Genomic DNA, 26,050 nt, shown 5'->3' on the forward strand with positions numbered 1-26,050 from the left:
CCACAAAATCCGGTGCGGTTCAAAGCTATATAAGGCACGCAGCGTTGCTCGATACACGAGCAATGGGAGGCCATATCGAAGATAGCCATAACGATGTGGCATATCAGACTCCCCGCCAACCGAGTTCGCGACTTTATGTCGCCACGCAACGATGTCGACCGGAGCAGCAAACTCCCACCGCAATCGCGCTGGCAAGGGATGGTAGAGCGCCATGGCTCCCGTTAAGAGCCGATCGTGCAACAACTTGAAGGGTGAATCTGAATCCGTCCAACGACAAGCAATCTCATTTAAAAATTGTAGCTTGCCAGCGGCCTCGGCAAACCATGTACTTACCGGTGCAAACCCGAATTCGATCGAACTGCGATGCCTTCGTAAGTCTTCTCCACCTCCATGAATGAACGGCGCTCCGGCGATCCAACCAGCGCATTCTGAACACTTAAACGGAGTGGCGAACAGTTTCGCGGTGAAACGATAGGCGCCTACGAGTGTGCCACATGACTGGCATCGGTCCGTCAACAAACATCGATGCATCGGACACTCCTGCATCGCGGAAAATTGGAACCACAAGCTATGAAAGCCATTTGACAAGCATATCGGGCAGAATCGCAGTACCTGAGACCATAAAGCGTCGTTCAGATGTGGCAGACGGCCGTCGACGTCCCGCTCCGCCGGTTGCCAATTCCAGCCTGTCATTTCAATGATTCGTTGCTGCAGTAGATTGTCACCGTCATAGAAGCTGAAATTATGCGCTGCATTGCCTACCTCGAAAACGCGGCAGATTCCGCGACGATTCCAAACATTGCGCGCGGCAAGTCGCAATAGTACAGAGAAGGTTGATTCGTGTTGTACTGGCGGGAGGTCAGTTCCGATAATCGGATCCCGGCGGTGCAGCGCTTGGCACTTGAGATGCGACATTGCACCTCCCTCAACGGCCACAACTCCCCGCTCCCGTGGCGAGTCGTTTCATCATTTCGCCCGTTTGTGTCAAAGGCCGATCACCCGCGGTTGCGCTCTATCGCCCCGCTCGACCCGACTCCGCATACTTGGTCCGATGTACTCTTGTCGGTGACGGGCGGCGTTCGCCCACCTGCTCCCCGGCTACAGGTTAGTGTCGCGTGGACGCGCACCATGACCATTCTCGTCGATCATGTGGCAATTCGGCGTTCTTTGTCGCAGAGCCAAGTCGCCCATCGTAGCCCGAGCCCTCCAACGGCATTTGTGTGGCGATTTCGCCAACCAGGATATCAGGCACGGCGACACGTGCCCCCCACAGAAGCGTAGACGCCTCTTGGAGACTCACGCAATGAGTCGCGCCTATGCGGAAATTTGCCATATGCGAGGTTCGCCTCGTGACAGTGCGGCCACAGCCTTCGCAATGCGCCCCCATGCGACCGCTTGCCTCCACGCATCGTCACCTATCACCATATCTGCCGCGTCACGTTCCCAATGAGCGTGGACGCATGCCTTGATCGCGGCAAATACGTTCGCAGTGGGTAGTGCCAAGCTCTTGCCGCGCGTTGCCTTTGCCAATGCGTTCACAAAGCTCGGGGCCTCGTTCTCCAGCCGAAACCCGGCGGCGTAGGCGGCAGGAAAGAGTGTGCTCGTCCAAGTATCATCGCTGCCGATCGAGAACGGCGCGGAATCGATTTCTCTGAGGACCCGCACGATATCTTCCTGCTTGTTCAATCCCCTGAGCGAGCACTTGTGCTGGGCGAACCTTGCGTCGATGCATTCTGGCCAGCTTGCAGCTACATTGTAAAATTTGGGGGCTTCCCCGAAGAGCAGTGAAACGAGTCGCACGCGCTCGTTATGCAATGCATTAAAGATGTCTTTCAGAAACTGCATGTCTAGTTCTCTGAGTTCCTGCGCTTCATCGACCATCAAGATCACGGTAGAAGTGCCTGATTGGCGTGCAGCGTCGGAAAGATAGTTTGTCACTCTCTGCCGCAAGTCGCCCGTTTCCCCTATCGCGCTGTCGTATCCGAGGCCATAAAGAAAATTCTTGAAGAAGCCGCGGATCGTGTTCGCATGCAGGTTCAACGCGTTATATAGCACGACGGGAATATCGCCGTAGTCACGCTGCAGCGCGCCGCGGAACTTTGCGATTGCAAACGTCTTTCCGGTGCCACTCGGTGCGGCAATCGCGCACGATGTCGCACCCGTCACCATGACAAGCCGTATGACGGCATACATTTCATCAAGTGGCGGCGTTCCAAGGGCATCGACATTCATGAACAGTGGATGCAGCCATGGCTTGACGCGGCCGAAATCCCCTGCATTGGCGATTACTTGAGGTTCAGTATAACTAACCGTATTCATCTCTTGCTCCTGTTGGCTCGCGATTGATCGTCTCAAACGCCCAGCTCGTTACGTCGCTAACCGCCCCTGCCTGTCCGACGGGGGGATGGTGGATCATGAGGGTCCGATGCGCACAAATACCCGTTGACGTCAATTTCGTCCGGTGATCGGAATGATCGAAATACCCAAAGCTTTAACAAGGTCGATCGATGATTGCCACCCCTCTTCAACAGTGGGTTCCGGATTCTCTCCTTGTTTTTTTTCGTTCAGCTCATATCGTGCCGCATCCAGCGCCAAATTCTTGGCGCTCATTGCACCTCGCTTGGTTTTCGCGGCCTGTGCAAGGGCCTTCATCTGTTCTTCCTGATAGATGCTGACCACCGCGCGGTATTCGTCGTCTCCGCGGCGTATGCGGCGGTCGCGCGCGATCAAAAGTGCATCGGACCAGGATACCCTGTACTCGCGCCACTTCCGTTCTGGCACAAGCTCAACGGATTGTTTGATGTCCGGTATAAAGCCAACTGCATGGCGAATATCCCGCAGGTCGACGTAAACCTTAATAGGCTTGCCAATCAGCCAAGGTTTGTCGGCAAAATCCCGGCTGCGATAGGTACAGCGAATGCCGTGTATCTTCACACTCGGCTGCTCACCTTTGGCCGCTCGTCCCGTGATGCGCGCCTCTTCGAGATGAGCGAAAAACATCCAGTCGTCTTTCCGTTGTGGAAGCGGCTGTGGAAGGTACGGTTGCTCCGGAAAATCAACCGCTGCGCGCACGAGTTGCTCCGGGCTGGCATTGTGCAAACCTTCGTTAGTCTGCATATTATGGTGCCTTATTTCACCGACGATGATGGCTATAAGGTCGCTTACCTTAATTTCGTAGCGAGTGGCCTTGCCGACGGGATCGTCTCGACGTCCATCTGTTGGACCACTGCCCAACGTCGACGGCACGCGCTGAACTCCTCGGCGAGTTAGCGTTCCATTTATCCGCTCAATAATGGCCCGTGCCCACCAAGCGCGTGCAGGACCAAAATTGATCGCGCACCCGAGCACATCCATCAGGTTGTTCGTCACATCAGCGCATGTGTTGCACCATGCTCGGTCCATCCTCAGCACCGTAAAGCCACTTCGGCGTACCTCTGGTATCAATGCACCGATCAGGTAACTTCCATCCGGCGCGTATCTAAAAAAGGGATGCCCGGAATCGACGGGGTCGGTACGAATCGCACTATCGACAATTTCGAGTACGTTCTGGGCGGTGGGAGCCGGCCGAAGCACCGCATTAAACCCATACACAGATTGGTTGCTTTCGTCGCACATCAACCCGATATAGAAGCGCGCAACAGGAATCCGGTGTTGTACCTTCCGCGCATCCTCGAAGATGAGGCAACCAATGGCGTCCGTGAAGTGGAAATCCAACTGCATGAACGAGCCGACCCTCTGGGCTCGAATAAGCGGGCTCGGGCCGCGCCCGTCCGCACGACGCGCCGCATCGGCCGACAACCGCGCCCGTCGAGCAAGAAGCGGGTAATTTTCCTCGAGCTCTTTACAATACTCGCGAACGGCTTTTTCACCTTGATTATCGGTCTTAAATGGCCAATCGCCGTCACCTACACCTCGTTCGCGAAGCGCAAGCTTGAAGTCTATCCAGATGGAGCGATACGGCACACGTTTCTCCGGCAATCGCTCGCTACCGTCAGGGAACAACCTGTCCTTAATGAACTCCGCCAAGTCCTCATAGCGCTCCAGCACCTGACCGAATACGCCCGCGTAACCGGCGGAGCCACTGCCTTGCTGAACCTCCACGCTTTTCGTGCGTGTGTACCCAACACGATAGCCACGCATCAGTGCGGGAAACCCGACAATGCCGCCAGCGCCATCCGGGAGCAAACACCGCTTTGTCCAGTAGCGTACGGCGGGTGCTGCACACCTTGTCCATAGATAGATCACGTCGTATTCGACGCCTTCGATGGCAAGTTGGACCGCCCACCGGCGGCTCTTGAACATTTCTCTGTCGGTTTCACTCAAGAACGTGAGCGTAAGATCGTCGACGTCCGGCCAGCGCGTAAAGTCGCGATGCTCCGCGGAAACAATGCAACGGGGACGACCGCGCGCGCTGCGAATTTTTAGTCCCTCGCATCGGTGTTCCGAATCAGGCGCGTCGACGGAATCGATGCTAGGCAAGGCGATAGCCGGCGCAACGTCACTGGCGCGTCCCGGGTCGTGCTGTGCAGGGCGCAGTTCCGACAGTCGACCCAGCAGTTGCGTAGCCAGGTCCACTTGCAGTTCGCCATTGAGAATGTAGTGTCCGAGCAAACCCAGCATAACTGCGGGATCGACATTGTCTTGCTGCAGTGTGTCGATCAGTTTGAAGGGCTTCCCGGCTTCTAGGCGTTTTACGGCGAGCCGTGCTTCATGCCATGCCGTGCACGAGCGAGCACGATTCACGAATCCGCAAAGATGTAGAACATTGTCGAACCTAATTGCTTGTGACTCGAGTGCCTCGCCAGCCTTCAGCACGATGTTCGACTCGACATCGGCTCCGCGCTCTCCGTGCGCGTCATTCGGGTTCGGCATAGTGGGCTGCCGCGCGGCATCAACGAACCGCCAGACTTCATGGCGGCCGTCCGCATAGTAGACCCACATATCCTGAGTGCCAGCCCGTCCGCCATTCTGCGCTATTCGGTCTCTAAAGAAGTAGCCAGCTACCGCAGGATCGGCTTCGAGTAGCACGGCGTGCATGAACGGAACGTCGCCGCTGATCACCTGCCGCTCGTTCATTTTCGGCGAATCAAACAGCCAGACGTTGGCAAGCTTATTCTTTTGGTCGCGGACGGCCATTGCGGCTGATCGACGTCTCCGAACGATTTCGCCAAGCGGGAATGCAGACAATCGTGCCATTGCAGTCTCGGTTCAAGGGATAAAAAAGAAAGCAACTCCCCTTGACTTCGACGTGTCGAAGTACGAGACTGTTACTCGAGGGCAAGAGAAGTTATGGTCTCGAGCGCTGCAACGCTCGAGAGTCACCGTGAGTGTCAGATCATCGGACTTGTCTCCTGTAAATGCGATGCGGCGTCGTTATCAACGGCGCCGTTTTCTTTTGGCGCTACCTCGCCACGAATTCACTCCGTGCAGCAATGGCGTGTCGTCGACGCCCACTCAGTAGGCGAGCGTAGTGGGACGATGGCCTCTTCGGTCTGGATAGCCCGCGGCACCGCCAAGGCGTCGCACGTCAGCGGTGTGATGGATAAGGTGGGAACACGCGCCGTACTTCCCGGCAGCCTAAGCCACCGCCACCAGCACGTGGGAAGTCACGTACCACAGTGTTTAGTGATAGCCAGCAAAATATCGTTTGACAAGCAATCGCTTCAAAAATCCCCCCACACATGTTGGATTTTTATCTAGATTTTTCACTGAAAGCTAAACTACGTCTTATTTCTAAAGCGTATATAACCCACTGCCCCGATATGGATTTCAGCATTTAATTATTTTTCCCTCGGCCGATTTATCGATACAAATTACGTAGGCGCGCTGACGATGCGCGAGCTGGACAGGTTCAAGGTCATCCAGAACGTCGCGGACGGCAAAAAAGTCATGCTGATTCCATGATGGCCGTGCCGCGGCCGTCGGCATCGAATTTGATTCGATAATCCGTGCGATTTTCGATCATCGCGAAATATTCGTGAAACTCGGTGTTAATGCGTAGCCTGTGGTGTTTACCGCAGGCATGCATCCGCTATCCGGCTGACGTCATTTTTCCATGACAGGGAACGTGGGTCCCCGGAAAGATGCATCGGGTCGGTCGATTATTCTGGATTTCGTGTTCGATCGATGCGATTGCTTCGAAAAATCGCTTGAAAATCGAGAACAGTTCATCCGCTGATCGAACAGTTGGCTGCGGCAAATTGTTGCATTGTTCGAATTCCCGCTTCACCCGATCGGCCGCAGCATCTGTTACTGCGCGGTTCCCGGCATTTGTCACGGCGATAGTTCGCGCGATCGCAATAACGAATGCAATCGTGAATGCATGGTTCGCATGCGGCAAAGTTTTAGCCCATGGTCAGTTCCTGATCACGACGGCGATCGATTATCCTATTCAGGATCCGCCACGCGCACGATCCGCAATCGAGATGCGCGAAACCCTCGTGGACCAACCCGCCCGCGCTCGCTCGCCTGCCGCTGCGTGCTACTCTCGCAACCGGCACCGGCCAGGACAGTACAGTGGTGCGCGACCAGTGAACATTGTGGATTCACGCATCATGTACTCGATCTTGCCCGCGTTCGTCTCTGCGTTGTTTCTCGGGTTCGGCCTCTACGTGCTGGCCACGAAGGGCCTCACGCGGGTCTCCGTCCCGTTCGCCTTGATGTGCGCGGCGACCTTCGTCTGGCAGGGAACGTGGGCCTTCCTGTTCCAGACGACCGACGCGGACGTCGCCAACTTGCTGGTCAAGGCTGGCTATCTGTTCATCCTGTTCCTGCCGACGACCTTCTATCATTTCGTGACGGAGATCGTGTCGCGTCGGGACGAGCGGCCGTTCATGTTCGCCTCCTACGGCCTTTGCGTGCTGCTGGCCGTGCTGCTGGTCACGGGCAATGGGGTCGTCGATGGATTCCGCCTGCATTTCTTCGGCCCGTATCCCAACGCGGGCCCCCTGCATCCGCTGCACGTCGTGCAGACCGTCCTCCTGGTCGGCCGCAGCGGCTGGCTCCTGATCGAGGCACGACGACAGACGCGCGCGCGAGATGTCCGGCAACTGCTCACGCAATGTCTCGTCAGCCTGGGCCTCTACTCGCTCGCGGCCACCGACTACGCGGTGAACTACGGCGTCGAGTTCTATCCGGTGGGCGTATTGTTCATCGCGATGAGTCTCGGGATTCTCGCGACGTCGATCGTCCGCTATGGCCTGATGGGCCCCTATCTCCTGGCCGCGACGGTCGCGCACGAAGTGGCCACGCCGCTGGCGGCGATCGGCCTGCACGCGGACGAGCTGCGCAACGTCCTGCCGGCGCTGCTGCGCGGGTATCGGCTGGCGGTGGAGCACCGGTTGTGCGCCGACAGCTTGTATCCGGGGCAACTGGACCGGCTGCCGACGCTCGCATCGTCGATCCGGCGCCAGGTCGACACCACGAGCACCGTGGTCGAAATGTCGCTGGCGTCCTTTACGCTGGACCGACTCGATCGCCACGGCTTCGCGGCCTATCCGATACGGGCCTGTGTCGACGCCGCGGTGGATCGTTTTCCCTTCCGGCCGGGTGAGCGCGACCGCGTGTCGGTCGGCGCGATCGATCCGGACCTCCGGTTCTCCGGAACCGACTCGCTCGTGATCTTCGTCATCTTCAACCTGCTGAAAAACGCCCTGTATGCGATCGACGCAAGCGGCCGTGGGCAGATCGAGATCGACGCGCATCGCAGCAACGGTTATTGCGTGGTGCGTTTCAGCGACACGGGCCCGGGCATCGCGCCCGAGGTGCTCCCTCAGATCTTCGACGCCTTCTTCTCGACCAAGTCGCACGGGTGCGGCGCGGGCATGGGCTTGAGCTTCTGTCGCCGCGCCTGCGAAGCGCTCGGCGGCGCCATCGCGTGTGAATCCATCCCCGGCGTCCGGACCACGTTCACGATTCGGCTGCCGGAGCCCGGCTCGCCGGCGGACCAGGCATTGCGCGATCCGCCGGCGCCCACCCGGCACTATCGCATCGGGTAAGGCAGTCTCACCTTCAGTTCGCGGCGGACGGCAGGATCAGTTCATACGCCTTGACGCGCTCGATGATGCCCGCCGGAAACCGGCTGATCCGCTTGTCGGGACCGGCGAACACGATCTGCTGGTACCCCAGCGACACCTGTCGTCCGTCGACGTAGAAGCGAAACAGCAGATACGCCGAACACTGCCGAACCTCGAACGTATTGAGGAAGCAGTCGACCCGCTGGAACGGAAAAGTCTCCTGGACGTATTCCTGATGCGCGCGCTTCGTCACGAACGAACCGCCGGCCGCCAGCAGGTTGTTGTGGATGCATTCGTGAAACCAGCGTTCACGGCACACGCCCTGCCATTCGAAGTAGCGTGCGAAATAGGTATTCATGAAGGCATTGGAATCCTTGAGGTAAATGTCGACCACGTGGTGGAAGGTTTTTTCGGACTGATGTGCCGTTTCGTTTGAAAGGACGTGAAGAATCGCGTCTTGCGTCAACATGGATAACTCCTTGAATCGCTACTGGCGGTAGCGGCGCATTCCTTCAACGAGAAGGAATGGCCAGATTCTCGCCGTGCAATTCTGTTGAGCGCTTCGGTCAATACATGCCAAATTAGTGGTTGACAAATGGTTGATGCAAATCCCACTTTCGCCGGATAATTGGCCCGGTCATGCAACGCGGCCGTCATTTTTGGAAACGCGTCTCCGTTATCGAATCTTTTTCTGCTGATTTATCGACACTCGTATGCAAACCTTCGTCAGGCAGCCGGTGCTTTATCCCGTGTCCGTGGTGTTTGTCGACGACAACCCGGATTTCCTGCAGGCGCTGCGGGGCGCATTTCCGGATGAACACCTGAACCGCTTTTTTACGCAACCCCGGTTGGCGCTCGACTTCGTGTCGTCGCGTGACGTGGAGATCCCGCCAACGGCCGCGGACTATTTCGGTGCGGAGAAAAAAGGCGGCAATGCGATCGGCGAGGATGCGCTCACCGATCCCGCCCGATTCGAGGCGGTGGGCGCGGTGGTCGTGGACTTTTCGATGCCGGAGGTCGACGGCATCCAGCTTCTTTCCTCCATCCGTAACGCAAACTGCATGAAAATCCTGCTCACCGGCGTTGCCGACGAGCGCGAGGCGGTGGACGCGTTCAACGCGGGACTGATCGATTGCTTTCTGAAGAAAACCGACGTCGAGATGCCGCGCAAGCTGGCAACCGTGCTGGACAACGCGAAACGCAAGCACTGCGCGGCTCGCGGGCACATCAGCCTGCATGAAGCAGGGTCGACCTACCGGGATCCGAGGATCGTCAAACTGATCGACGAGGTGGCCGCGCGGGAAGGCATCGTCGAATATTACTGGCGCCCCAATCAGGACGCGGTGCTGATGTTCGACGCCGCGGGCGCGCCAAGCGTATTTCTCGCCTGGAACGAGGAGGACTGGTCGTTTCACTGCGATATCGTGTCCGACGCGAACGGTCCGGCCGAATTGCGTCAAGGCATGGAGGCGCGCAGCATCATGCCGCTGTTCTGGCCATCGCAGGCCTATCGACCGGGCCTCGCCGACGTCAAATGCGCGGCGCCCCTGCCCGTTCCGGGATGGAACGGCACGTTTTACAGCTGGACCCGTCTGGACGATACGGCCACCGAACGCGAGCTGCCCACGTTGGCAAAATGGCGTCACGCTTGACGGATCATCCGCCTGTCTTCAATCAGGTCGTGCTGTCGTCGAGTCGGCAAGCACTCGATTTGAAGCAATCCCTGTCAATGTTGACAGTTATCGGCGGCGCCGACTTTTGTTTCAATAGCGCCCTATTCCGAGGGCCACCCACTATTCCAATCAGGTGGCACATTCATTCAGGGCAGGTATCAGAGGCGCGGAAGGGCCATTCAGCAAGCGACTGATACCGCTGAGTATTGTTTCAGGTGCCGCTTGGCAAGCCTTGGCGGATCTGGTTCGATCTACGCCGATAAAACGCAGCAAAATCAAGGCTCCCTGATATCCCCGCGCGACCTCGATCGGTCGGCGGCACGTTTCCGGATCCGGTGCCCATCGCGGTCGACCATCAATGAACGGATGGATCTTCGCGAATCGCGTGTGCAGCTCCGCCGCCCGCTCGACCGGATGCATGTCTCCAGCCGCTTCATACCAGTCGATCAGCGCGGCCATTTCAGCAGGCAGATGCATGAAATCCGGCGGGGTTGTACTCGCACCCGCGATCACCACGTTTTCGCGGCGATACCGGCCTGCTTCTTCAGCATCGATGCCCTTCGACCATAGTCCCCGCCACCTGCTCCGGTCGGGCGTCGTTGCTTTGCTGCGCTTCCAGCGCCATTCGACGTATCGGCTCAGGGCCGCGCGGTTTTCGGGTGATTCAGGGAGACATATCGGTGATCACACCTCGAAGGCCCACTTCCTCGCAGCGCCCACAGCCATCGCGCGACATGGCCGATTTTCGGTGGATCCTCGGGCAGCGTTAGAATAGCGCCCCTTCTCATGGGAGACGAAAATGTCCTGGTTCGTTTACGAAGTACCCGAATACCACGAAGACGCTGCGCGCATCGAGCCCTTCAGCGACCTGCGCAACCGTGTGTTGAAAGTCGGTGACCCGGCCATGGCTGACGAACTGGAAAGCGTTCGCGAGAACGCCGCAGCGACCGCCGACACGCCCGAGCGCCCCCTGCGGACTCCGGAAAATCCGCATGTCTTTCCGATTCCTTACGCCGAATCCATGATCCTGGTCGGGTTCATCTTCGATCTGAAACGCGAATTCCGGCAGCTGGTAGTGTCACCCGTGGAAATGCCCTGGCTGAAAGACGCGTAAGAAGCGGTCGGAACGGAAGCGCGACCTCGCGCTCGCGCGCGCTTCCCGTTGACGTTTGGTCAGGCCCGGCACTCACTTGCAGAAGAAACCGGTGCCTGCGTCGGGCATCGGCGCAGGAGCGAACGTCGGCGGCAACTCGAAGGCGCGACAGGCGCAAGGTGCCTGCGATCGGCGGTTCTCTACAACAACGACAACTGAGCCGGCATGCTTGTGCGACCTGTCTGATCGCTTTCCTTTGCCGCCAGGTCCTGCCGGTCCGTGGGCTGTGCATCGCCGTCGTCCTGTCGATATTTCCGCGCCCAATCGACGCCAAGCACATCAGATGAGAACACAACGCCGGGCGCAATCTGAACAAGCTGGCTCATCTGCGGATTCTCCTGGAGCCTGTTGACAATATCAAGCAAACGAAATCAAGGATCGGGGAAGCACGCGCGCTACGGATATCCACTACTGCCGCCTTGAGTTGCGGCAGGCCCTAACGGTAAATCATGGCCAGAGGCTACCCTTCTCGCCCAACCCACGCACAGCCAGACGGACCTCGGCGTCGTCGTTCCATTTCATGCTGCCCGAAAACAGGCTGACAGAACGAGTAGCCGGAGACCAATCCCGGTCACGCAATGCATTCAGGTCAAGCGCCACGCCCGAAGCGCGAAACTCCCGCAACCGGTCCTGCACGTCTAGTCCGGGTAATTCGGCCAGGTTCCGGCAATTGAACAGCGACAGCCGTTCCAACTTCGCGCCGCACAGGTCCAGCCTCGAAAGCTGCAACTGGTCCTCGATGCGCAGGGCAGAAAGCGAGGGCAAGCGTGATAGGTCGCCCAACGTGGAAAGCCCGCGCACGCGCAGGATTTGCAGCATCTCGATGGTTGTACTAGACAGGTCGTCGATGTCATCGCGACCGCCCAGGATCAGCGTCATTTCCCTCAAGTTCGAGATGGCCGAGATGAAGCCGAGCGGATGCTTTTTCGCATAGGAACTGAGCGTCAGCTTGCGCAGGCGGGATAGACCTGCGATCGCGTCGATATCCTTTGAATGGCCTTGGATGAATAGTTCGGTCAGCGATCCGCACCGCGCCAGAGGCGACAGATCGATATTCCGCTTATGGTTTTCAGCCAGCACAAGCCGCTCAAGTCGGCCAACGTCGATCGTGTCGAGGAAGTCGGGCCGATTCAGCTTGAAAACCCCGAAGCTCAGGCGTTTCAGCTTTGGAAGCAGGCCGACTTCTTCTTCATGGACGATCTCGGAAAGGCAATCGACTGCAAGGTCGCGTATTTCGGGCAAATGGCGCAGCGAGGCCGCATCGAACGGCGTCCGGTAGTGCCCGTAGAACCGGACCTGAAGGCGGTCCCCGGCTAGCCGGCAAGCTTCGTTCAGCGATTGCAGGATCACCGGGTTGTAGGCTTCGGGCGTGCTGAACTGGACAACCAGCTGCCCGTGCTCCCCGCAGGCCTCCGCGATCTCGATCGGCGAAAGCGTATTCGGGTCGGTAACCCGGCCACGGTCTACCTGCAGCATGCACTCCCCCGTTATTCGTTAATGGCCACGTCATTAGATGGCTACGGGCCACATCTTAGCGCCTCCTGAAGCCTGCTTGATATTCCGAACGCTGGTGGCACTTACTCAGCGTCGTGCGTTATCCGACAGTGATTTAAACAAGCCATATGAACGAAGCGGCTGCAGCAACGAAGGACGCGTAGCGCCGGGACAATTTATCGTATCGGGTAGCCATGCGACGGAACTGTTTGATTCGAACAAGGAACCGTTCGACCAGATTGCGGGAGCATGCCGGCCTGGGATCCGCGCGCGAATCGCTTGTATATGCTGTTCCAGCGGCCGAATTCTTCTGGGAGGTCGCGCCACGGGCTGCCTGTGCGGGCAATCCACGAAACAGCCTCGACAAATTCCCGGTTGTCGATTGCCGGTCGGCCTCGGCCTCCCGCCTTGCCGGGCAGCAACTGCGCAATGTGTTCGTATTGGTCACCTCGCAACAGCCTCCGCACCATCCCCGCCTCGCAAAAGACAGGATGTAAACAGATTGCCGTTGAAGGTGACAGCGCCGGACGTCGTCTCGTTGCTTTTGGTCGACAGCCCCTAAGCAGCCTGAACGTCGAAGTGTGCGGCTGCATAACGTGCACTGCAGTTCCACACCTCGACGCCGTCGCGGGTGAAGGTGGCCCATCCATCCTTGACGATCACCTCTGCACCGGGAAAGACATCACCATATCCATTTGCCGTGGCAGCGAAAACCGTTCGCTCGCGACACGTCGCCCAGTATCTCCCGTTTTCCAAGGTTAGCGGCTTTGTGCTCAATCGACGACTCGACTCATTGTTTGTTCAAAAAACGATCGCGCTTCTTTGCTCCCGCAATCCATTGAGGCGCCCTGTCAGGGGCATGAGCAAGGTAAGCGCAATTCCCTATCATAAGCCGTGACGTCATGAAATCTGTTGTTATCGGCCCGGCATCGACCCTACGCTTTCTCGTCGCTTGTATTCACGGTCGCTAACCGGCCGTAGCCATCGGAACCGGGAACGAATCGACCATCAATTCCGCAGGTGCCTGCTTCGCGCCCGGCCCTCGGCTTTCGACCGGCACGCTAGATCCGCCGGACATACCGCTCCGAAACGACCGAGCGTTGCTGGATCCATGCGACGGCAAGCTCCAGCGCTTCATCGCGTGCCTCCTGGGCGTTGGCGAAATCACCATCGACGCCGAGCGTGCGTGTTTCGCCAGCCCGGTCGGTGACCATGGCCGCCGCTGCGTAGCGATTGTTTTCGGTGGCGGTTACCACCGGCCGGACCTCGCAGCCGTGATACGCGATGACGTTGTCCGTTTGCATATGACACCTCCTGCAGCGTGTTGCGCCCGAAGCGAGCCCGGCGATGCGGGATCTTTGCGTGCTTGCCCTAGCCGATATCGATCGCGCGACTGGCGGACTGCACCGGCTCCGATTTCGGCACGGTCAACGTGAGCACACCGTTGTCAAACTTTGCCAGGGTGTGGTCGGGGTCGGCGTTTTCAGGCATCGGGATCGTGCGCATGAAGCTTCCATGGGCGCGCTCCAGCCGGTAGCAGCCGTTTTCCTCGTCGCGCACATCCTGCTTTTTCTCTCCGCGCAGCACGATTGCCCCATCCTCGACGCTCAGCTTCAGATCTTCGCGGTCCATTCCGGGCAGTTCGGCGGTCACGCGCAGCACCAGCCCCTCATCGACGACGTCGATACGCGGCTGGAAGCGCGATGAACTGAAGTCGCCAAACCAGCGCTCGAGCACGCCACGGCCGGCAAACGGGTCGTGAAAGAACGCCTCCATTGCACGCCACGAGTCGCGTGAGAACAGTCGCGGGATGTCAGGCCACGAGGCCCGCCACTGTTCGTCTGTCGGCGGACTTTCCGTGCCTTCCACATCGGACTTGCGGGCAGTTCCGCGAAGGAACTTGAAGGGGTTCCACTTTTTCAAATCGGTATTCATGGCGTCCTCCGATTCAGCTTCAATCTGATTTCACCGCGTACTCGACCGCATCCCACCGCGCTTCGGTCGCGCTTGTCCAGCGTTCGCTGAAACCCGGCAGATGCCGGTCGGTCAACACCTCATCGCTCCGTTCGATTCGGACTATCCGGACGATGGCGACGTAGCCGTCCAGTGCGGACAGGCGGGTCACGATCCGTCACACGGGAATCGCGTGGAGATCGATCGTGTGTCCTTTACAGGACTCCTGTATAAAATCAGACACCCGCCCCCCTGCTCCCGGTTCGCGCAGGCGGCAGCGCGATCGCTGCCGCCCTGGTTGCCGACCTTGCCGTTGCCGACGGGTCAGCCGGTCCTGACTTCAACGCGCCGTGGGCGCGCCTCGTCGCGGCGCGGGATTGTCAGCTTCAGCACCCCGTCCTGGAGGCTCGCCTCGATCCTTGACGTGTCGAAGTCCGGTGACAGCGTGAACGTCCGGGCGAAGTGCGGTTCGCGGACCTCGGCATGCTGCAGCCGCAGATTTGCCGGCGTCGGCACCGCCGCCTCGGCCTCGATCGAGAGGTTGTTGTCGTGAACCTTGACGTCCAGCTTGTCCTTCGTCACACCGGGCAGATCCGCCCATAGCGTGACGACCTGGCTGTCCTCGTATATGTCGACGGCCGGGACGAGCGTGATCCGGCGCCTGGGTTGTTCGGTGCCGCGACGTGCGACGTTGGACGGGCCGCGTTCGGCCAGTTGGGTCGTGTCATTCATGATCGGCTCCTCGGATTACTGGACAGTGATGGCGCGCGGCCTGGACGATTCTCGCCTGCCGACGCTGATCGACAGGCAGCCATTTTCGTAGCGCGCCTGGACCTTGTCCGGATCGGCGGTGTCGGGCAGCTCGATGACGCGCCTGAAGGCACCGGCAAAGCGCTCCTGCGCATACGTACGCGTCGCGCTTCCCGTGTCGGGCTGTGTCGATTTGCGTTCACCGCTGATGGTCAGCAGGCCCTTGTCGATCGATACGTCGAGTTCGGTGGCGTTGATGCCCGGGGCAAAGGCGACGATCTCGATCGACTCGTCGGTCGCACCGATATTGATCTGGGGAAACGCGCCCAGCCGGCCAGCGCGGATGCTGGACGGGAAGCCGCCGAAGTGTTGCGCCATCTGCTGCTGCAGGCGGTCTAATTCGCTGAAGAGGTCGGTTCCGAAGTAAAGATCGCTCACGATCGTATCCTCCTTGAATGCAGCCGGGGGGCGAACGGGCCTACGCGCTCCAGTTCGCCTGCCAGACTGCCGGCAAACAAATAGAAACACGCAGCACGCGGGATCCGGAGGCCCGCGCGTCTGCCTGAGCGAAACTCAAGATAGACACTCTGCGAAAAATTTCAAGGTCCGTCGGCAGATTTTTGCACTTGAAATTCCGGTGCTGGAACCTATCATCGCAGCGGCTTGGAACTGCATGCGGAGGACGCCATGGAATTCGACACGGACTGGCTTACGCTGGGCAGGCATCGTATCCGGCTACGCTCGACGAAGGGCTTTCCGACCGAGACGATGCGTACTGTGACCGAGGTCGTCAGGCTCGCGATCGACAACAACATGAGCGCGCGGGCGCGACTCGTCGAGGTCGTCTGCCGGCACGAACAGACCTACGACGTGCTGGTCGGCACGACGATGGCGGAGGACAAGGTTTGTGCACCGCAACTTGAAGCCGCGGTTGCGGTTGTGCTGGGCCTGTTGCCCGACCAGATCAACATCACGGTCACCCCGGTCACGCAAAAGGAGGTCGATCTGCACTTTGGCGTGTACGAGCGGATGCTGTCGGAGAAGCTGAGTACGGCTCCGCCGACCCGCTGACCGATCGGTGCAGCGCTCCGCCGCGCGTCAGCAGCGTCGTGGCCGACATTCAGCTCGGCTGGACGCCAGGCGGGCAGGACCGGGCACTTGCTGCTGTTGCCGTGTCTGAACCAGCGGGGCGCGGTGAAAGGACGCATTGCCTGCCCGGGTTACGGAATCCAGTTTGCGCCGACGTGTGATCCACGAGCATCGTTTCGACCGGCGCGGGACGACGAAGCGCACCATCGCGATGGGATCACCGCAGCTCAGCGTGCATCGGGAGGCCGGCAACGCCGGCCTCCCATGCGCACGTCGCGGCATCTCCAGGCCCACACGTCGCAAGCGGCTGCTCCGCTGCCGGAAAGCGGGATTCGAAAGACGTCACGCTCAGCCGGCGTTGCGCTCGATCAGGAACCGGTCGCGACGGCCGCCTTTGATCCAGGCCGGCTCGCGCCCGCGCCCGCTCCAGGTCGCGCCGGTCTTCGGGTCGCGATAGCGCGGCGCCGATGCGCTCTTTCGCGGCATCGCTTTCGCCGCGCCGCCGTGGCGGCCGAATATCTGCCCGGCGGTCAGCCCATATTCGGCGACCCGGGTGCGAATCTCCTGTATGACGGCCTCGAGTTCGGCGAGCCGGGCTTCCTCGACGCGCTTCATCAATTCATCGGCTTGCGCCTTCAATTCGCGATAACCGGGCATGCAATTCCTCCACATTCTCTTGATGTAAAAAGACGAACGGCCGCGACGGTGCAATCTCGTGAAAAGGCGCGACCGGAACATCCATTCGGGAAAACCGGAAAACGAATCACGCGCGGCCCGGCGCGTTTTCGGCACGAAATTCACAAACCAGCTCGCCGCCGGCCGCGAGTTCATCGATCTGATCCAGCGTCAACGCGTCGATCGATGCAGCAATGGCATCCGAGATACCCAATTGCCGCTTGCCTTGTTCGTAATCGATACGCAATATGCGCTGCGCGAGCACGAGATACGCCCGGTTGAATTCCGCAATTGCATCGAAGATATCGCCCTGTCCGGTCATGACTGCTCCTGAGCCGACGGCGGTCGTCGCATGCCGCACGCGCGGCGCCGCGACCAGCCGTCCAGTAATGGATGCCTGAATCTATGTCAGGCAATCGACGTCATGCCGACAAATCCTAGATGGCATCCGACATATTCGAAATCGGCAATTGCAATTCACCATTCGCCATTCATCCCTGTCGGATTCGGCCTAGATTCGGTCGCCACTCGAAACGGGAACGCCCATACGATTGTCGAACGGCGCGGGTCCGGCCGCGCGAACGATATGGCACCGGCGAGCGACGATTGCATGCGCGCATCGCCACCTTCCCTCGGCATTGTTGATGCCTGATCCTGAACGGATGGAATTCGAAAATCATGTTGAAAGTGACGAAAGCCGTATTTCCGGTTGCCGGTCTCGGTACGCGATTTCTGCCGGCGACCAAAGCCAGTCCGAAAGAAATGCTGCCGGTCGTGGACAAGCCGCTTATCCAGTATGCGGTCGAGGAAGCGATCGACGCGGGCATCACCGAAATGATTTTCGTGACCGGGCGCAGCAAGCGCGCGATCGAGGACCACTTCGACAAGTCCTACGAGATCGAGGCCGAGCTCGAAGCGCGCGGCAAGGAAAAGCTGCTGTCGCTGGTGCGCGGCATCAAGCCGAGCCACGTCGACTGCTTCTACGTGCGTCAGGCCGAAGCGCTGGGGCTCGGCCATGCCGTGCTGTGCGCGGAGAAGCTGGTCGGCGACCAGCCGTTCGCGGTGATCCTCGCCGACGACCTGCTCGACGGCCCGACGCCCGTGCTGCGCCAGATGATCGACGTGTTCGATCACTATCACGCGTCGGTGATCGGCGTGGAGGAAATCGCGCCCGACGCATCGAGGTCGTACGGCGTGATCGAAGGCAAGCGCTGGGAGGACAACCTTTTCAAGCTGTCCGGCATCGTCGAGAAGCCGGAGCCGGCCAAGGCGCCGTCGAATTTCGGCGTGGTGGGCCGCTACGTGCTGAAGCCGAAGGTGTTCGAGCATCTGCGCGCACTGCGGCCCGGTGCCGGCGGCGAATTGCAGCTGACGGACGCGATCCAGTCGTTGCTGTCGGACGAGCAGGTGCTCGCCCATCGCTACGACGGCACCCGTTTCGACTGCGGCAGCAAGCTCGGATATCTGAAGGCGACGGTCGAGTTCGCGCTGCGGCACCCTGAAGTGGCCGCGGATTTCGAAAGCTACCTGGCCACGCGCATGTCGGCGCTGCTGGTCGCCTGACCAGGCGGGCATCGATCGCGAACCCGGTCATGTGGACCGCCGTCAGCGATCTCGGCGACGCGGCGATGACGCTGCCGCTGGCCGTCGTGTGCATCGCCTGGCTCACACGCTCGACGGCTGGACTGCGTCACGCGGCATCGTGGGCGCTGATGCTCGCGGCCGGCATGGCGCTCGTCGGCGCGACCAAGATGCTGTACGCCGGCTGCGGAATCCAGATCCGCCCGATACATTTCCGCGTGATCAGCGGGCACACGATGCTCGCGTCGGCAGTCTGGCCGATGGTGTGCGTGCTGGCGCTGAGCGGTGGCGTGCAACCGCGGGCGAGTTCGTCGCGATCGCTGCCGCTCGGGGTCGGTCTCGCGCTCGGCGCGCTGATCGGCGTCGCGCGCGTGCTCGACGACGCGCACACGCCGTCGGAAGTCGTCGCCGGCTGGCTCGTCGGCTCGGCGGTCGCGCTGGCGTTCATGTGGCGGCACGGCACGCCGCGCGTCGACGCACGCTACCGCGCGCTCGTCGCCGGCTCGCTGCTGGCCGTGTCGGCCGCCGCCTATGGGCGCCACGCGCCGATTCAGGCGGCGATCGAGCTGTATTCGCCGTTCTTGTGCGGGCGATTCGCGTTTCAGCCGTGACGGGCGCCGCGCGAACACCCGTCGCCCGCCTCCGGCACGTGCCCCGCTCGGCCGCCCCCGCCGGGAACGGACAGAATGCCGCCCGGATCGGACATCCCGGCTCGCCTGGCCGTCCCGTCGTCTATCCTCGGTCGCCGAAGCGCTTCGTCCCGGACGACGGACGCGCATTCCGCGTGCGACGCGGCACGCAAGCCTGCCCTCCCGGCAGGCATCTTGCCGCGCGTTGCACGACATCTCGCCGCGCGGCGCCGGCACGGCCGGCACGCAGCGGATCCGGAGCCTCCGATCGGGCACACGCATGTCGACCTTGCTCTTTTCAGCCAGCGTACTGTTCTTCTCGCTCAACGCGTTCAGCGTGCGGGCGACCTTCGCCGCGTATGTGCTGCTCTGCGCGCTCGCCTTCCTGCGCGCGCCGACGCTGATGAACCGGCAGCGCCACCTGTTTCCCGTTTGCACGTACTGGCTGATCAGCACCAGCCTCGCGTTCATCCTGTCCGCGTTCGGCGATTTCTACGTGAACTTCTTCATCAAGTTCGTGCTGATCCAGACGTACATCGCGCTGAGCTACTGGATGTTCGCAGGCGGCGTGCTCACGCGGGCATCGCTCGACACCGCGTGCAAGACGCTGATCTACGTGCACGCCGCATTCTTCACGTTCCAGCTCGTCTTCTACCTCGGAACCGGCACCTTCATCGACTTCGACAGCTATGTGCGCGAAGCCGACTCCGAAGCGCTCTATGCGACCAAGGCGCTGTCCGACAGCCTGATTTCGATCCGCGCGCTGGGCCTGTATTCCGAACCGTCGTTCTATGCGATGACGGTCGTCCCGAGCGCGGTGATCCTGCTGTTGTCGAAGCGGCGCATCACGCTCGCGCCCGTCGTCGGGTTCGCCACCGCGCTGCTCAGCTTCTCGGTCGCGTCGATGGCCGTCTGCGCGGCGCTGTGCGGGCTGCACGTGCTCACCGGGCGCGGGCGGCTGCGAACCCGGATCGCCGTCGTCGTCGTCGCGCTCGCATGCGTGCCCTGGCTCTACAGCGTGTACGACCAGCGGGTGAACCAGTCGGTCGACTACGATGCGGTCGGCAGCCGGACGCTCGTGCTGACCGAGCTGACCGAGCGCGACGTCGTCGCGGGCGTGTTCGGCGGCGGCCTGTTCTGGGACGAGCGCAACAACGTCGGGAAAACGCATCTGCGCGGCTACCAGGTGCGGGACAGCTCGTTCTACGTCTACCTCGTGTTCGCCGCGGGCATCGCCGGTTCCGTCGTGTTCCTCGGTACGCTCGTCATGCTGTTTCGCCGCAAGGGCCGGCGCAAGTATCTGCTCTATCTGCTGCCGATCCTGCTGTTCAAGTATCACGTGCTCTATGGCATGCTCTGGCTCACCATCCTGCTGTTCGTCGTGCTGGCCGACCAGGACGCGCCGTACCGGCGCACGGTTGCCCGTCCCATCCCGAACGCGTCCGGCGGCAAGCCGCTCGCGCACCTGACATGAACTCACTTCGACCTGCTTCGACGTTCCACGCGCTGAAACGGTCGCTGATCGCCGCGCTGTGCGTGGGCTGCGTGGGCTGCATGGCGACGGCGGCGCACGCGCAAGCCGTGCCCGCGCCGCCCGGCGAGGTGATCGCGCACAGCCGGGCCGCCACGCGCGTGTATCTCGGCTCGCCGTCGCTGGCCGTGCTGCCGAACGGCGACTACGTCGCGAGCTTCGATACGTTCGGCGCCGCGTCGGCGCAGAACGAGGTGTCCGTGTTCACGTCGCACGACAAGGGCACGACCTGGTCGAAGCTCGGCGACGTGCAGGATCAGTACTGGTCGTCGCTGTTCGTGCTGAACGGTGCGCTGTACCTGATGGGCACCAACCGCTCGATGGGCACGCCGACGATTCGCCGCTCCGACGACGGCGGCGAAACCTGGACCACGCCGGTCGACGCGTCCACCGGGCTGCTGCCGTATGCGGGGCGCTACATCACCGGGCCGGTGCCGGTGCTCGTCGATCGCGGACGCGTGTGGCGCGCGTATGAAAGCGTCGAGGACGGCGACCTGCGCGCGCTGGTCCTGTCCGCGCCGGTCGATCGCGACCTGCTCGACGCGCGCAACTGGCGCGTGTCCGCGCACCTGCCGTCGGACAAGCACTGGCTCGACGGCAAGTTCCAGTCATGGGAAGAAGGCAACGTGGTCGGCCGGCAAGGCGCCGCGCCCGCCGTCATGCTGCGCGTGAACACCCCCAACGGCCCGGAGAAGGCCGCGCTGGTGGCGACGGGCAACGACGGCCGCACGCTGTCGTTCGACCCTGCACGCGATTTCGTCGACCTGCCCGGCGCCGGCAAGAAATTCACGATCCGCTTCGATCCGCAGTCGAAGCAATACTGGACGATCACGAACGCGGTGCCGAAGCGCGCCGGGCGGATGAACCTCGAACGTATGCGCAACACGCTGGTGCTGCTGTCGTCGCCCGATCTGCGGCAGTGGACCGCGCGGCGCGTCGTGTTGCAGCACGCCGACACGAAACGGCACGGTTTCCAGTACGTCGACTGGCAATTCGACGGCAGCGACCTCGTCGCGGTGCTGCGTGTCGCGTTCGACGACCCGGAAGGCGGCGCGGCAAGCCAGCACGACTCGAATTTCATCACGTTCCTGCGCGTGCGCCGGTTCCGGCAGGACGCGGCATCCGGCGCGCTGACGCAAAGCCTGCAATAGCGCGCCGGTGTGCCGGCACGCTTCCCGCGCGTCACCCGACGCCGCGGGAGCCGCCCGTTCGCTATTTCTTGAACACGCCGACGACGTCGCCGCCGTCGACCACCAGCAACGCGCCGATCCGCTGCTGCTGCATCAGCAGCAACGCATCCTCGACCCGCGTGCCGGGCCGCACCGTCGACGGCTCGATCGACATCATGTCGGCGGCCGTGCGCCGCAGTACGCCGTCGCCATGCCGCTCGATCGCGCGGCGGATGTCGCCGTCGGTCACGATGCCCCAGCCGGCGGCGCGCCTCACGATCGCGAGCCCGAGCCGCCCGCGCGTCATCGCATCCAGCACGTCGAGCGTCGACATGTCCTCCGTGACGAACGGCAGGTTGCCGCGCGCCATTTCGTCGTCGACCGTCGACAGCAGCCGGCGGCCGAGCGAGCCGCCCGGATGGAAGCGCGCGAAGTGTTCCGGCTGGAAGCCGCGCGCCCGCATCAGCGTGACCGCCAGCGCATCGCCCATCGCAAGCGTTGCCGTCGTCGACGCGGTCGGTGCGAGCTGCAGCGGGCACGCCTCGCGCTCGACACCGATGTCCAGATGAACCCGCGCGGCGCTCGCAAGCGTCGACGCCGGGTTGCCGGTCAGCGCGATCAGGTCGTTGCCGTTGCCGCGCAGGAACGGGATCAGCTTGATCACTTCATCCGTTTCGCCGGAATTCGAAATCGCGAGAAACGTGTCGGCCGGTGTCACCATGCCGAGGTCGCCGTGATAGGCCTCGCCCGGATGCATGAAGAAAGCCGGCGTGCCCGTGCTCGACAGTGTCGCGGCGATCTTCCGGCCGACGATGCCGGACTTGCCCATCCCGCAGACGACGACGCGGCCGCTCGACGCGAGGACGATCTCGACCGCCTGCTCGAAATTCGCGTCGAGCCGCGCGGCCACGCCGGCCAATGCCCGCGACTCGATCTCGAAGACCTGCCGGGCGGATTCAATATGGTTCTGTCGCATCATGGGTTTGCCGTTTGAGAAGGGAGACGACACGGGCGACGTCGTCGGGCGTATCGATGCCGGCGGGCGGCGCGTCGGGCCAGCGCATCACGTCGATCGGCATGCCGAGCCACAGCGCGCGCAACTGCTCGAGCTTTTCCAGTTGCTCGAGTTCGCACGGTGCCGCGCTCGCCAGCGCCTGCAACGTCGCATTCGCGTAGCCGTACAGGCCGATGTGACGCAGGAACACGCCGCCGATCGAGCCGTTCGAGCCGTTCGCACCTTCCGCCTCCGCCGGCCGCCCGTCGCGGCAGAACGGAATCGCCGCGCGCGAGAAGTACAGCGCGCGGCTGCGGTGATCGACGACGAGCTTGACGATCGCCGGCTCGTCGAGCAGCGCGACTTCCCCGACCGGGCAAGCAACCGTCGCGACACCGAGATCCGGCGCCGCGCCGCAGAACCCGGCGAACGCCTTCAGCAGTGCCGTCGGCACGAGCGGTTCGTCGCCCTGCACGTTGATTACCGCATCGGTGCCGGGCCAGCCCAACACCCGCGCGACTTCCGCCGAACGGTCGGTGCCGGACGCATGACCGGTATCGGTCATCGCGAACCGGATGCCGCGTGCGTCAAGCACGTCGGCAATGCGTGCATCGTCGATCGCGACGACGATGTCGGTATCGGGCAGCGCGCGACGCACGCGCGCATGCACGCGGACGATCATCGGCTCGCCGTCCAGATCGACGAGCGGCTTGCCCGGCAGCCGCGCCGACCCGTACCGCGCCGGAATCACGACGCGCACCGTCCGCCCGTTATTGAACGACGTCATGACCGCTCCATTGTTCGAGCAACGGCCGGTACGCGTCGTCGAGCGACAACCCGGCATCCATCAGCAGATGCTCGGCCACTTCGCGCGCGACGCCGCGGCCGCCGGCCGTGCACGCGACATGGTCGACGCGCGCGCGGACGAGCCGATGCGCATCGGCCGGCGCATACGACACGCCGACGCGCTCGATGACCGCGAGATCGTTCACGTCGTCGCCGACATACGCGACCTCGTGATCGTCGACCCGTTGCCGCGCCTTGATGTCCGCATAACCTGCCCCCTTGTCGTCGCAGCCGCTCACGAGCACGTCGACACCGAGCTGCGCCGCGCGCCATGTCAATGCGCCGCTGTGCTTGCCCGACAGGATGCCGGTGCGGATGCCGTGCGCGCGCAGCAGCGCGACCGCGACGCCGTCGTGCGCGTGAAAGCTCTTCATGAACTCGCCTTCGTGCGTCACGTGCAGCAGGCCGTCGGTCAGCACGCCGTCGACGTCGAACAGCACCAGCCGCACGGGCCCGCGATACGTCGCGCCGCTCACCGGATATCGAGCGGCGGCAGCCGCTTGACCAGGTCGTCCACCGCCTTCACCTGCTGCAGGAACGCGTCGAGCAGCGCGAGCGGCAGCGCGCTCGGGCCGTCGCAGCGCGCGCGGTCGGGGTCGGGATGCGCTTCGAGGAACAGCCCGGCCAGCCCGACCGCCATCCCGGCGCGCGCGAGGTCGAGCACCTGGCGCCGCCGGCCGCCCGACGCGGCGCCGCCCGGATCGCGCATCTGCAGACTGTGCGTGACGTCGAAGATCACCGGGCAGTCGCCCGTCGTGTCACGCATCTGGCGGAAGCCGAGCATGTCGACGACGAGATTGTCATAACCGAACGACGAGCCGCGCTCGCACAGGATCACGCGGTCGTTGCCGGCTTCGCGGCACTTCGACACGACGTGCTCGATCTGCGTCGGGCTCATGAACTGAGGCTTCTTGATGTTGACCGCGTTGCCGGTCCGCGCGATCGCGACCACGAGGTCGGTCTGACGCGCGAGGAACGCCGGCACCTGCAGCACGTCGACGACCTTCGACGCCGGCTCGGCCTGCCACGTTTCATGCACGTCGGTGATCACGGGCACGCCGAACCGGCGCTTGACCTCGTCGAAGATCCGCAGCCCCTCGTCGAATCCGACGCCGCGATACGAGTGGATCGACGAGCGGTTGGCCTTGTCGAAGGACGCCTTGAACACCAGCGGAATGCCGAGACGGCGCGTGACCTCGACGAACGTGCCGCAAACGTCGAGCGTGAAGTCCAGGCTTTCGAGCACGTTGAGGCCGCCGAACAGGACGAACGGCAGGTCGTTGCCGACGGTGACGTCAGGGTTGAGGGTTACATTCATACAGTTCTCCACGAAATTGGGGCGGTGTCGGGCGCGTTGCGCCGCGGCGAAAGCCGCGCGCGCCGGTCGGGCGCAGCCGGATGCGGGTGTCAGCGCGCCACCCACGCAGCATAGAGCGGCACGAGCTCGGCCAACAAGCGCGCCTCGCCGAAGCGATGCCGCGCCTCGCGGCTCGCCTGCCGGGCCAGGTCCCGGCGCAGCGCGCCGTCGACGGCGAGGCGCTCGAGCCACGCGACCGCGTCGGCCGCCGTCGCGTAGATCACGCCGGTCTGCAGATGGCGCACGACATCCACGTTGCCGGCGCACCCGGACACGACGACGGGCCGCCCCGCCAGCATCGCCTCGATGACCGACACCGGCATGCCTTCCCACGACGACGTCGACAGATACACGTCCGTGCCGGCGAGCCGCCGCGCGACCTCGTCGTGCGGCAGCCATCCGGTCACCTCGACGCCTGCCTCGGCCAGCCGCGCCTTCGATGCATCGTCGCCGTCGCCGATCCAGACGAAGCGCATGCCGCGCGCACGCAGGCCGTCCGCGATTTGCGCGAACAGCGCCGGATTCTTTTGCGCGCGAATGCCGCCGACGGTCACCACGCGCAGGGGGCCGTCCGCCGGCCGCCCTTCGTCGCCCGCCCGTGCCGACGACGGCGTATCGACTACCGCATTCTCGACCACCACCACCGGCTGGCGCAGCCATGCGCGAATCGCGCGGCCCTCGCTTTCCGAGCACGCGACGTACAGGCATTTCCGCACGCACGCGATCCATTCGAGCCCGACGAACGCCAGCCGCTTCACGCCCGAGATATCGCGGCGCATGAACGAGATGCAGTGCGGGCTGTAGAAGAACGCTGCCGTCGGCAGCGCGAACAGCGTCGACAGCCGCCCGAGAAAGCCCGCGAACGACGAGTGCAGATGCACGACGTCCGGGCCGATCTCGTTGAGTGTCGCGCGGAGCCGGCCGACGGTCCGCAGCAGGCCCACGCCTTTCATCTGGACGTGGCGCAGCGACACCCGCGAGTCGAACATCGCGGCAATGGCGGGCGGCGTGTCCGGCCGCACCGAGTAGACGACATGCACGTCGTGGCCGTCGCGTGCCAGGCGATTCGCGATCAGGCACACCATCGACAACGTGCCCGTGGCGCTGGATTCGACCATGTGGACGATCTTCATCGGAATCC

At 62.3% G+C, this 26,050-nt stretch carries 26 protein-coding genes and 2 pseudogenes; 8 read left to right on the forward strand and 20 right to left on the reverse strand.

Annotated elements, in window-relative coordinates:
• From L810_RS46970 to L810_RS09070, 3 genes are all read right to left on the reverse strand, one after another.
• On the reverse strand, positions 1–915 hold a 915-nt coding region (locus L810_RS46970), incomplete at its 3' end, for a TniQ family protein (RefSeq protein WP_179945666.1).
• 399 nt (positions 916–1,314) lie between these two features.
• Positions 1,315–2,319: an ATP-binding protein gene (locus tag L810_RS09065; protein WP_021158074.1), complete on the reverse strand. Its 1,005-nt coding sequence runs from the start codon at positions 2,317–2,319 to the stop codon at positions 1,315–1,317.
• Positions 2,320–2,448: 129 nt separating this feature from the next.
• Positions 2,449–5,196 carry a hypothetical protein gene (locus L810_RS09070; protein ID WP_021158075.1) on the reverse strand — a complete coding sequence of 916 codons (2,748 nt, stop codon included), beginning with the start codon at positions 5,194–5,196 and terminating at the stop codon, positions 2,449–2,451.
• Positions 5,197–6,554: 1,358 nt separating this feature from the next.
• Between L810_RS09070 and L810_RS09075 the strand changes: the two genes are divergently transcribed.
• Positions 6,555–7,997 carry a sensor histidine kinase gene (locus L810_RS09075; protein WP_042973854.1) on the forward strand — a complete coding sequence of 481 codons (1,443 nt, stop codon included), beginning with the start codon at positions 6,555–6,557 and terminating at the stop codon, positions 7,995–7,997.
• A 13-nt stretch (positions 7,998–8,010) separates the two neighbouring features.
• Here the strand turns inward: L810_RS09075 and L810_RS09080 are convergent, their stop codons facing one another.
• On the reverse strand, positions 8,011–8,484 hold the full coding sequence (locus tag L810_RS09080) for an acyl-CoA thioesterase (protein ID WP_021158078.1): 474 nt from the start codon (positions 8,482–8,484) through the stop codon (positions 8,011–8,013).
• Positions 8,485–8,728: 244 nt separating this feature from the next.
• Here L810_RS09080 and L810_RS09085 point away from each other — a divergent pair, with 244 nt between their 5' ends.
• Positions 8,729–9,667, forward strand: coding sequence for a response regulator (locus L810_RS09085; RefSeq protein WP_021158079.1), 939 nt, complete (start codon positions 8,729–8,731; stop codon positions 9,665–9,667).
• Positions 9,668–10,030: 363 nt separating this feature from the next.
• Here L810_RS09085 and L810_RS44915 read toward each other — a convergent pair.
• Positions 10,031–10,249: pseudogene (locus L810_RS44915) on the reverse strand (Fic family protein); the annotation flags it as partial.
• Between the two features lie 238 nt (positions 10,250–10,487).
• On the opposite strand from L810_RS44915, the gene L810_RS09090 reads away from it, so the two are divergent.
• Positions 10,488–10,802 (forward strand): hypothetical protein, encoded by a 315-nt coding sequence (locus tag L810_RS09090; RefSeq protein WP_021158081.1) that lies wholly within the window; start codon positions 10,488–10,490, stop codon positions 10,800–10,802.
• A 179-nt stretch (positions 10,803–10,981) separates the two neighbouring features.
• On the opposite strand, the gene L810_RS09095 is transcribed toward L810_RS09090, so the two are convergent.
• The 8 genes and pseudogenes from L810_RS09095 to L810_RS09125 form a co-directional block, all read right to left on the reverse strand.
• A complete protein-coding gene (locus tag L810_RS09095; protein WP_042973879.1) occupies positions 10,982–11,167 on the reverse strand; it encodes a hypothetical protein in 186 nt (61 codons plus the stop codon).
• A 121-nt stretch (positions 11,168–11,288) separates the two neighbouring features.
• Positions 11,289–12,317 carry a hypothetical protein gene (locus L810_RS09100; RefSeq protein WP_021158082.1) on the reverse strand — a complete coding sequence of 343 codons (1,029 nt, stop codon included), beginning with the start codon at positions 12,315–12,317 and terminating at the stop codon, positions 11,289–11,291.
• Between the two features lie 257 nt (positions 12,318–12,574).
• Positions 12,575–12,805, reverse strand: a pseudogene (locus L810_RS48975) (transposase); the annotation flags it as partial.
• Positions 12,806–13,396: 591 nt separating this feature from the next.
• On the reverse strand, positions 13,397–13,639 hold the full coding sequence (locus tag L810_RS09105; RefSeq protein ID WP_021158083.1) for a hypothetical protein: 243 nt from the start codon (positions 13,637–13,639) through the stop codon (positions 13,397–13,399).
• Positions 13,640–13,706: 67 nt separating this feature from the next.
• Positions 13,707–14,270 (reverse strand): Hsp20/alpha crystallin family protein, encoded by a 564-nt coding sequence (locus L810_RS09110; RefSeq protein ID WP_042973855.1) that lies wholly within the window; start codon positions 14,268–14,270, stop codon positions 13,707–13,709.
• Positions 14,271–14,289: 19 nt separating this feature from the next.
• Positions 14,290–14,460, reverse strand: a complete 171-nt coding sequence (locus L810_RS09115; protein WP_021158085.1) for a hypothetical protein — start codon at positions 14,458–14,460, stop codon at positions 14,290–14,292.
• Positions 14,461–14,612: 152 nt separating this feature from the next.
• The gene (locus L810_RS09120) at positions 14,613–15,020 is read right to left on the reverse strand and encodes an Hsp20/alpha crystallin family protein (protein WP_021158086.1); all 408 of its coding nucleotides are present in this window, start codon (positions 15,018–15,020) and stop codon (positions 14,613–14,615) included.
• Between the two features lie 15 nt (positions 15,021–15,035).
• A complete protein-coding gene (locus tag L810_RS09125) occupies positions 15,036–15,476 on the reverse strand; it encodes an Hsp20/alpha crystallin family protein (protein ID WP_021158087.1) in 441 nt (146 codons plus the stop codon).
• Between the two features lie 249 nt (positions 15,477–15,725).
• Here L810_RS09125 and L810_RS09130 point away from each other — a divergent pair, with 249 nt between their 5' ends.
• Complete coding sequence (locus tag L810_RS09130; RefSeq protein WP_021158088.1) at positions 15,726–16,109, forward strand: hypothetical protein; 384 nt, start codon at positions 15,726–15,728, stop codon at positions 16,107–16,109.
• Positions 16,110–16,475: 366 nt separating this feature from the next.
• On the opposite strand, the gene L810_RS09135 is transcribed toward L810_RS09130, so the two are convergent.
• Positions 16,476–16,784, reverse strand: coding sequence for an H-NS histone family protein (locus L810_RS09135; protein ID WP_021158089.1), 309 nt, complete (start codon positions 16,782–16,784; stop codon positions 16,476–16,478).
• A 106-nt stretch (positions 16,785–16,890) separates the two neighbouring features.
• A complete protein-coding gene (locus tag L810_RS09140; protein ID WP_021158090.1) occupies positions 16,891–17,124 on the reverse strand; it encodes a flagellar transcriptional regulator FlhD in 234 nt (77 codons plus the stop codon).
• A 356-nt stretch (positions 17,125–17,480) separates the two neighbouring features.
• On the opposite strand from L810_RS09140, the gene galU reads away from it, so the two are divergent.
• From galU to L810_RS09160, 4 genes are all read left to right on the forward strand, one after another.
• Positions 17,481–18,365 (forward strand): UTP--glucose-1-phosphate uridylyltransferase GalU, encoded by an 885-nt coding sequence (galU, locus tag L810_RS09145; RefSeq protein ID WP_021158092.1) that lies wholly within the window; start codon positions 17,481–17,483, stop codon positions 18,363–18,365.
• Positions 18,366–18,394: 29 nt separating this feature from the next.
• Positions 18,395–18,994, forward strand: a complete 600-nt coding sequence (locus tag L810_RS09150; RefSeq protein WP_021158093.1) for a phosphatase PAP2 family protein — start codon at positions 18,395–18,397, stop codon at positions 18,992–18,994.
• Positions 18,995–19,292: 298 nt separating this feature from the next.
• Positions 19,293–20,486, forward strand: a complete 1,194-nt coding sequence (locus L810_RS09155; protein ID WP_042973881.1) for a hypothetical protein — start codon at positions 19,293–19,295, stop codon at positions 20,484–20,486.
• 80 nt (positions 20,487–20,566) lie between these two features.
• Positions 20,567–21,694, forward strand: coding sequence for a sialidase family protein (locus L810_RS09160; RefSeq protein ID WP_051392197.1), 1,128 nt, complete (start codon positions 20,567–20,569; stop codon positions 21,692–21,694).
• Positions 21,695–21,755: 61 nt separating this feature from the next.
• Here the strand turns inward: L810_RS09160 and L810_RS09165 are convergent, their stop codons facing one another.
• The 5 genes from L810_RS09165 to L810_RS09185 form a co-directional block, all read right to left on the reverse strand.
• Positions 21,756–22,691 (reverse strand): KpsF/GutQ family sugar-phosphate isomerase, encoded by a 936-nt coding sequence (locus L810_RS09165; protein WP_042973858.1) that lies wholly within the window; start codon positions 22,689–22,691, stop codon positions 21,756–21,758.
• A complete protein-coding gene (gene kdsB, locus L810_RS09170; RefSeq protein WP_021158097.1) occupies positions 22,669–23,493 on the reverse strand; it encodes a 3-deoxy-manno-octulosonate cytidylyltransferase in 825 nt (274 codons plus the stop codon). Before kdsB ends, L810_RS09165 begins: the two co-directional genes overlap by 23 nt.
• Complete coding sequence (locus L810_RS09175) at positions 23,477–24,028, reverse strand: KdsC family phosphatase (protein WP_021158098.1); 552 nt, start codon at positions 24,026–24,028, stop codon at positions 23,477–23,479. The genes kdsB and L810_RS09175 overlap by 17 nt, the downstream gene beginning before the upstream one ends.
• On the reverse strand, positions 24,025–24,870 hold the full coding sequence (kdsA, locus tag L810_RS09180; RefSeq protein ID WP_021158099.1) for a 3-deoxy-8-phosphooctulonate synthase: 846 nt from the start codon (positions 24,868–24,870) through the stop codon (positions 24,025–24,027). Before kdsA ends, L810_RS09175 begins: the two co-directional genes overlap by 4 nt.
• An 89-nt stretch (positions 24,871–24,959) precedes the next feature.
• Positions 24,960–26,042, reverse strand: a complete 1,083-nt coding sequence (locus tag L810_RS09185; RefSeq protein WP_042973884.1) for a glycosyltransferase — start codon at positions 26,040–26,042, stop codon at positions 24,960–24,962.
• Positions 26,043–26,050: the final 8 nt, after the last annotated feature.

This window comes from Burkholderia sp. AU4i, assembly GCF_000466765.1.
GTDB classification, from domain to species: Bacteria; Pseudomonadota; Gammaproteobacteria; order Burkholderiales; family Burkholderiaceae; genus Burkholderia; species Burkholderia cepacia.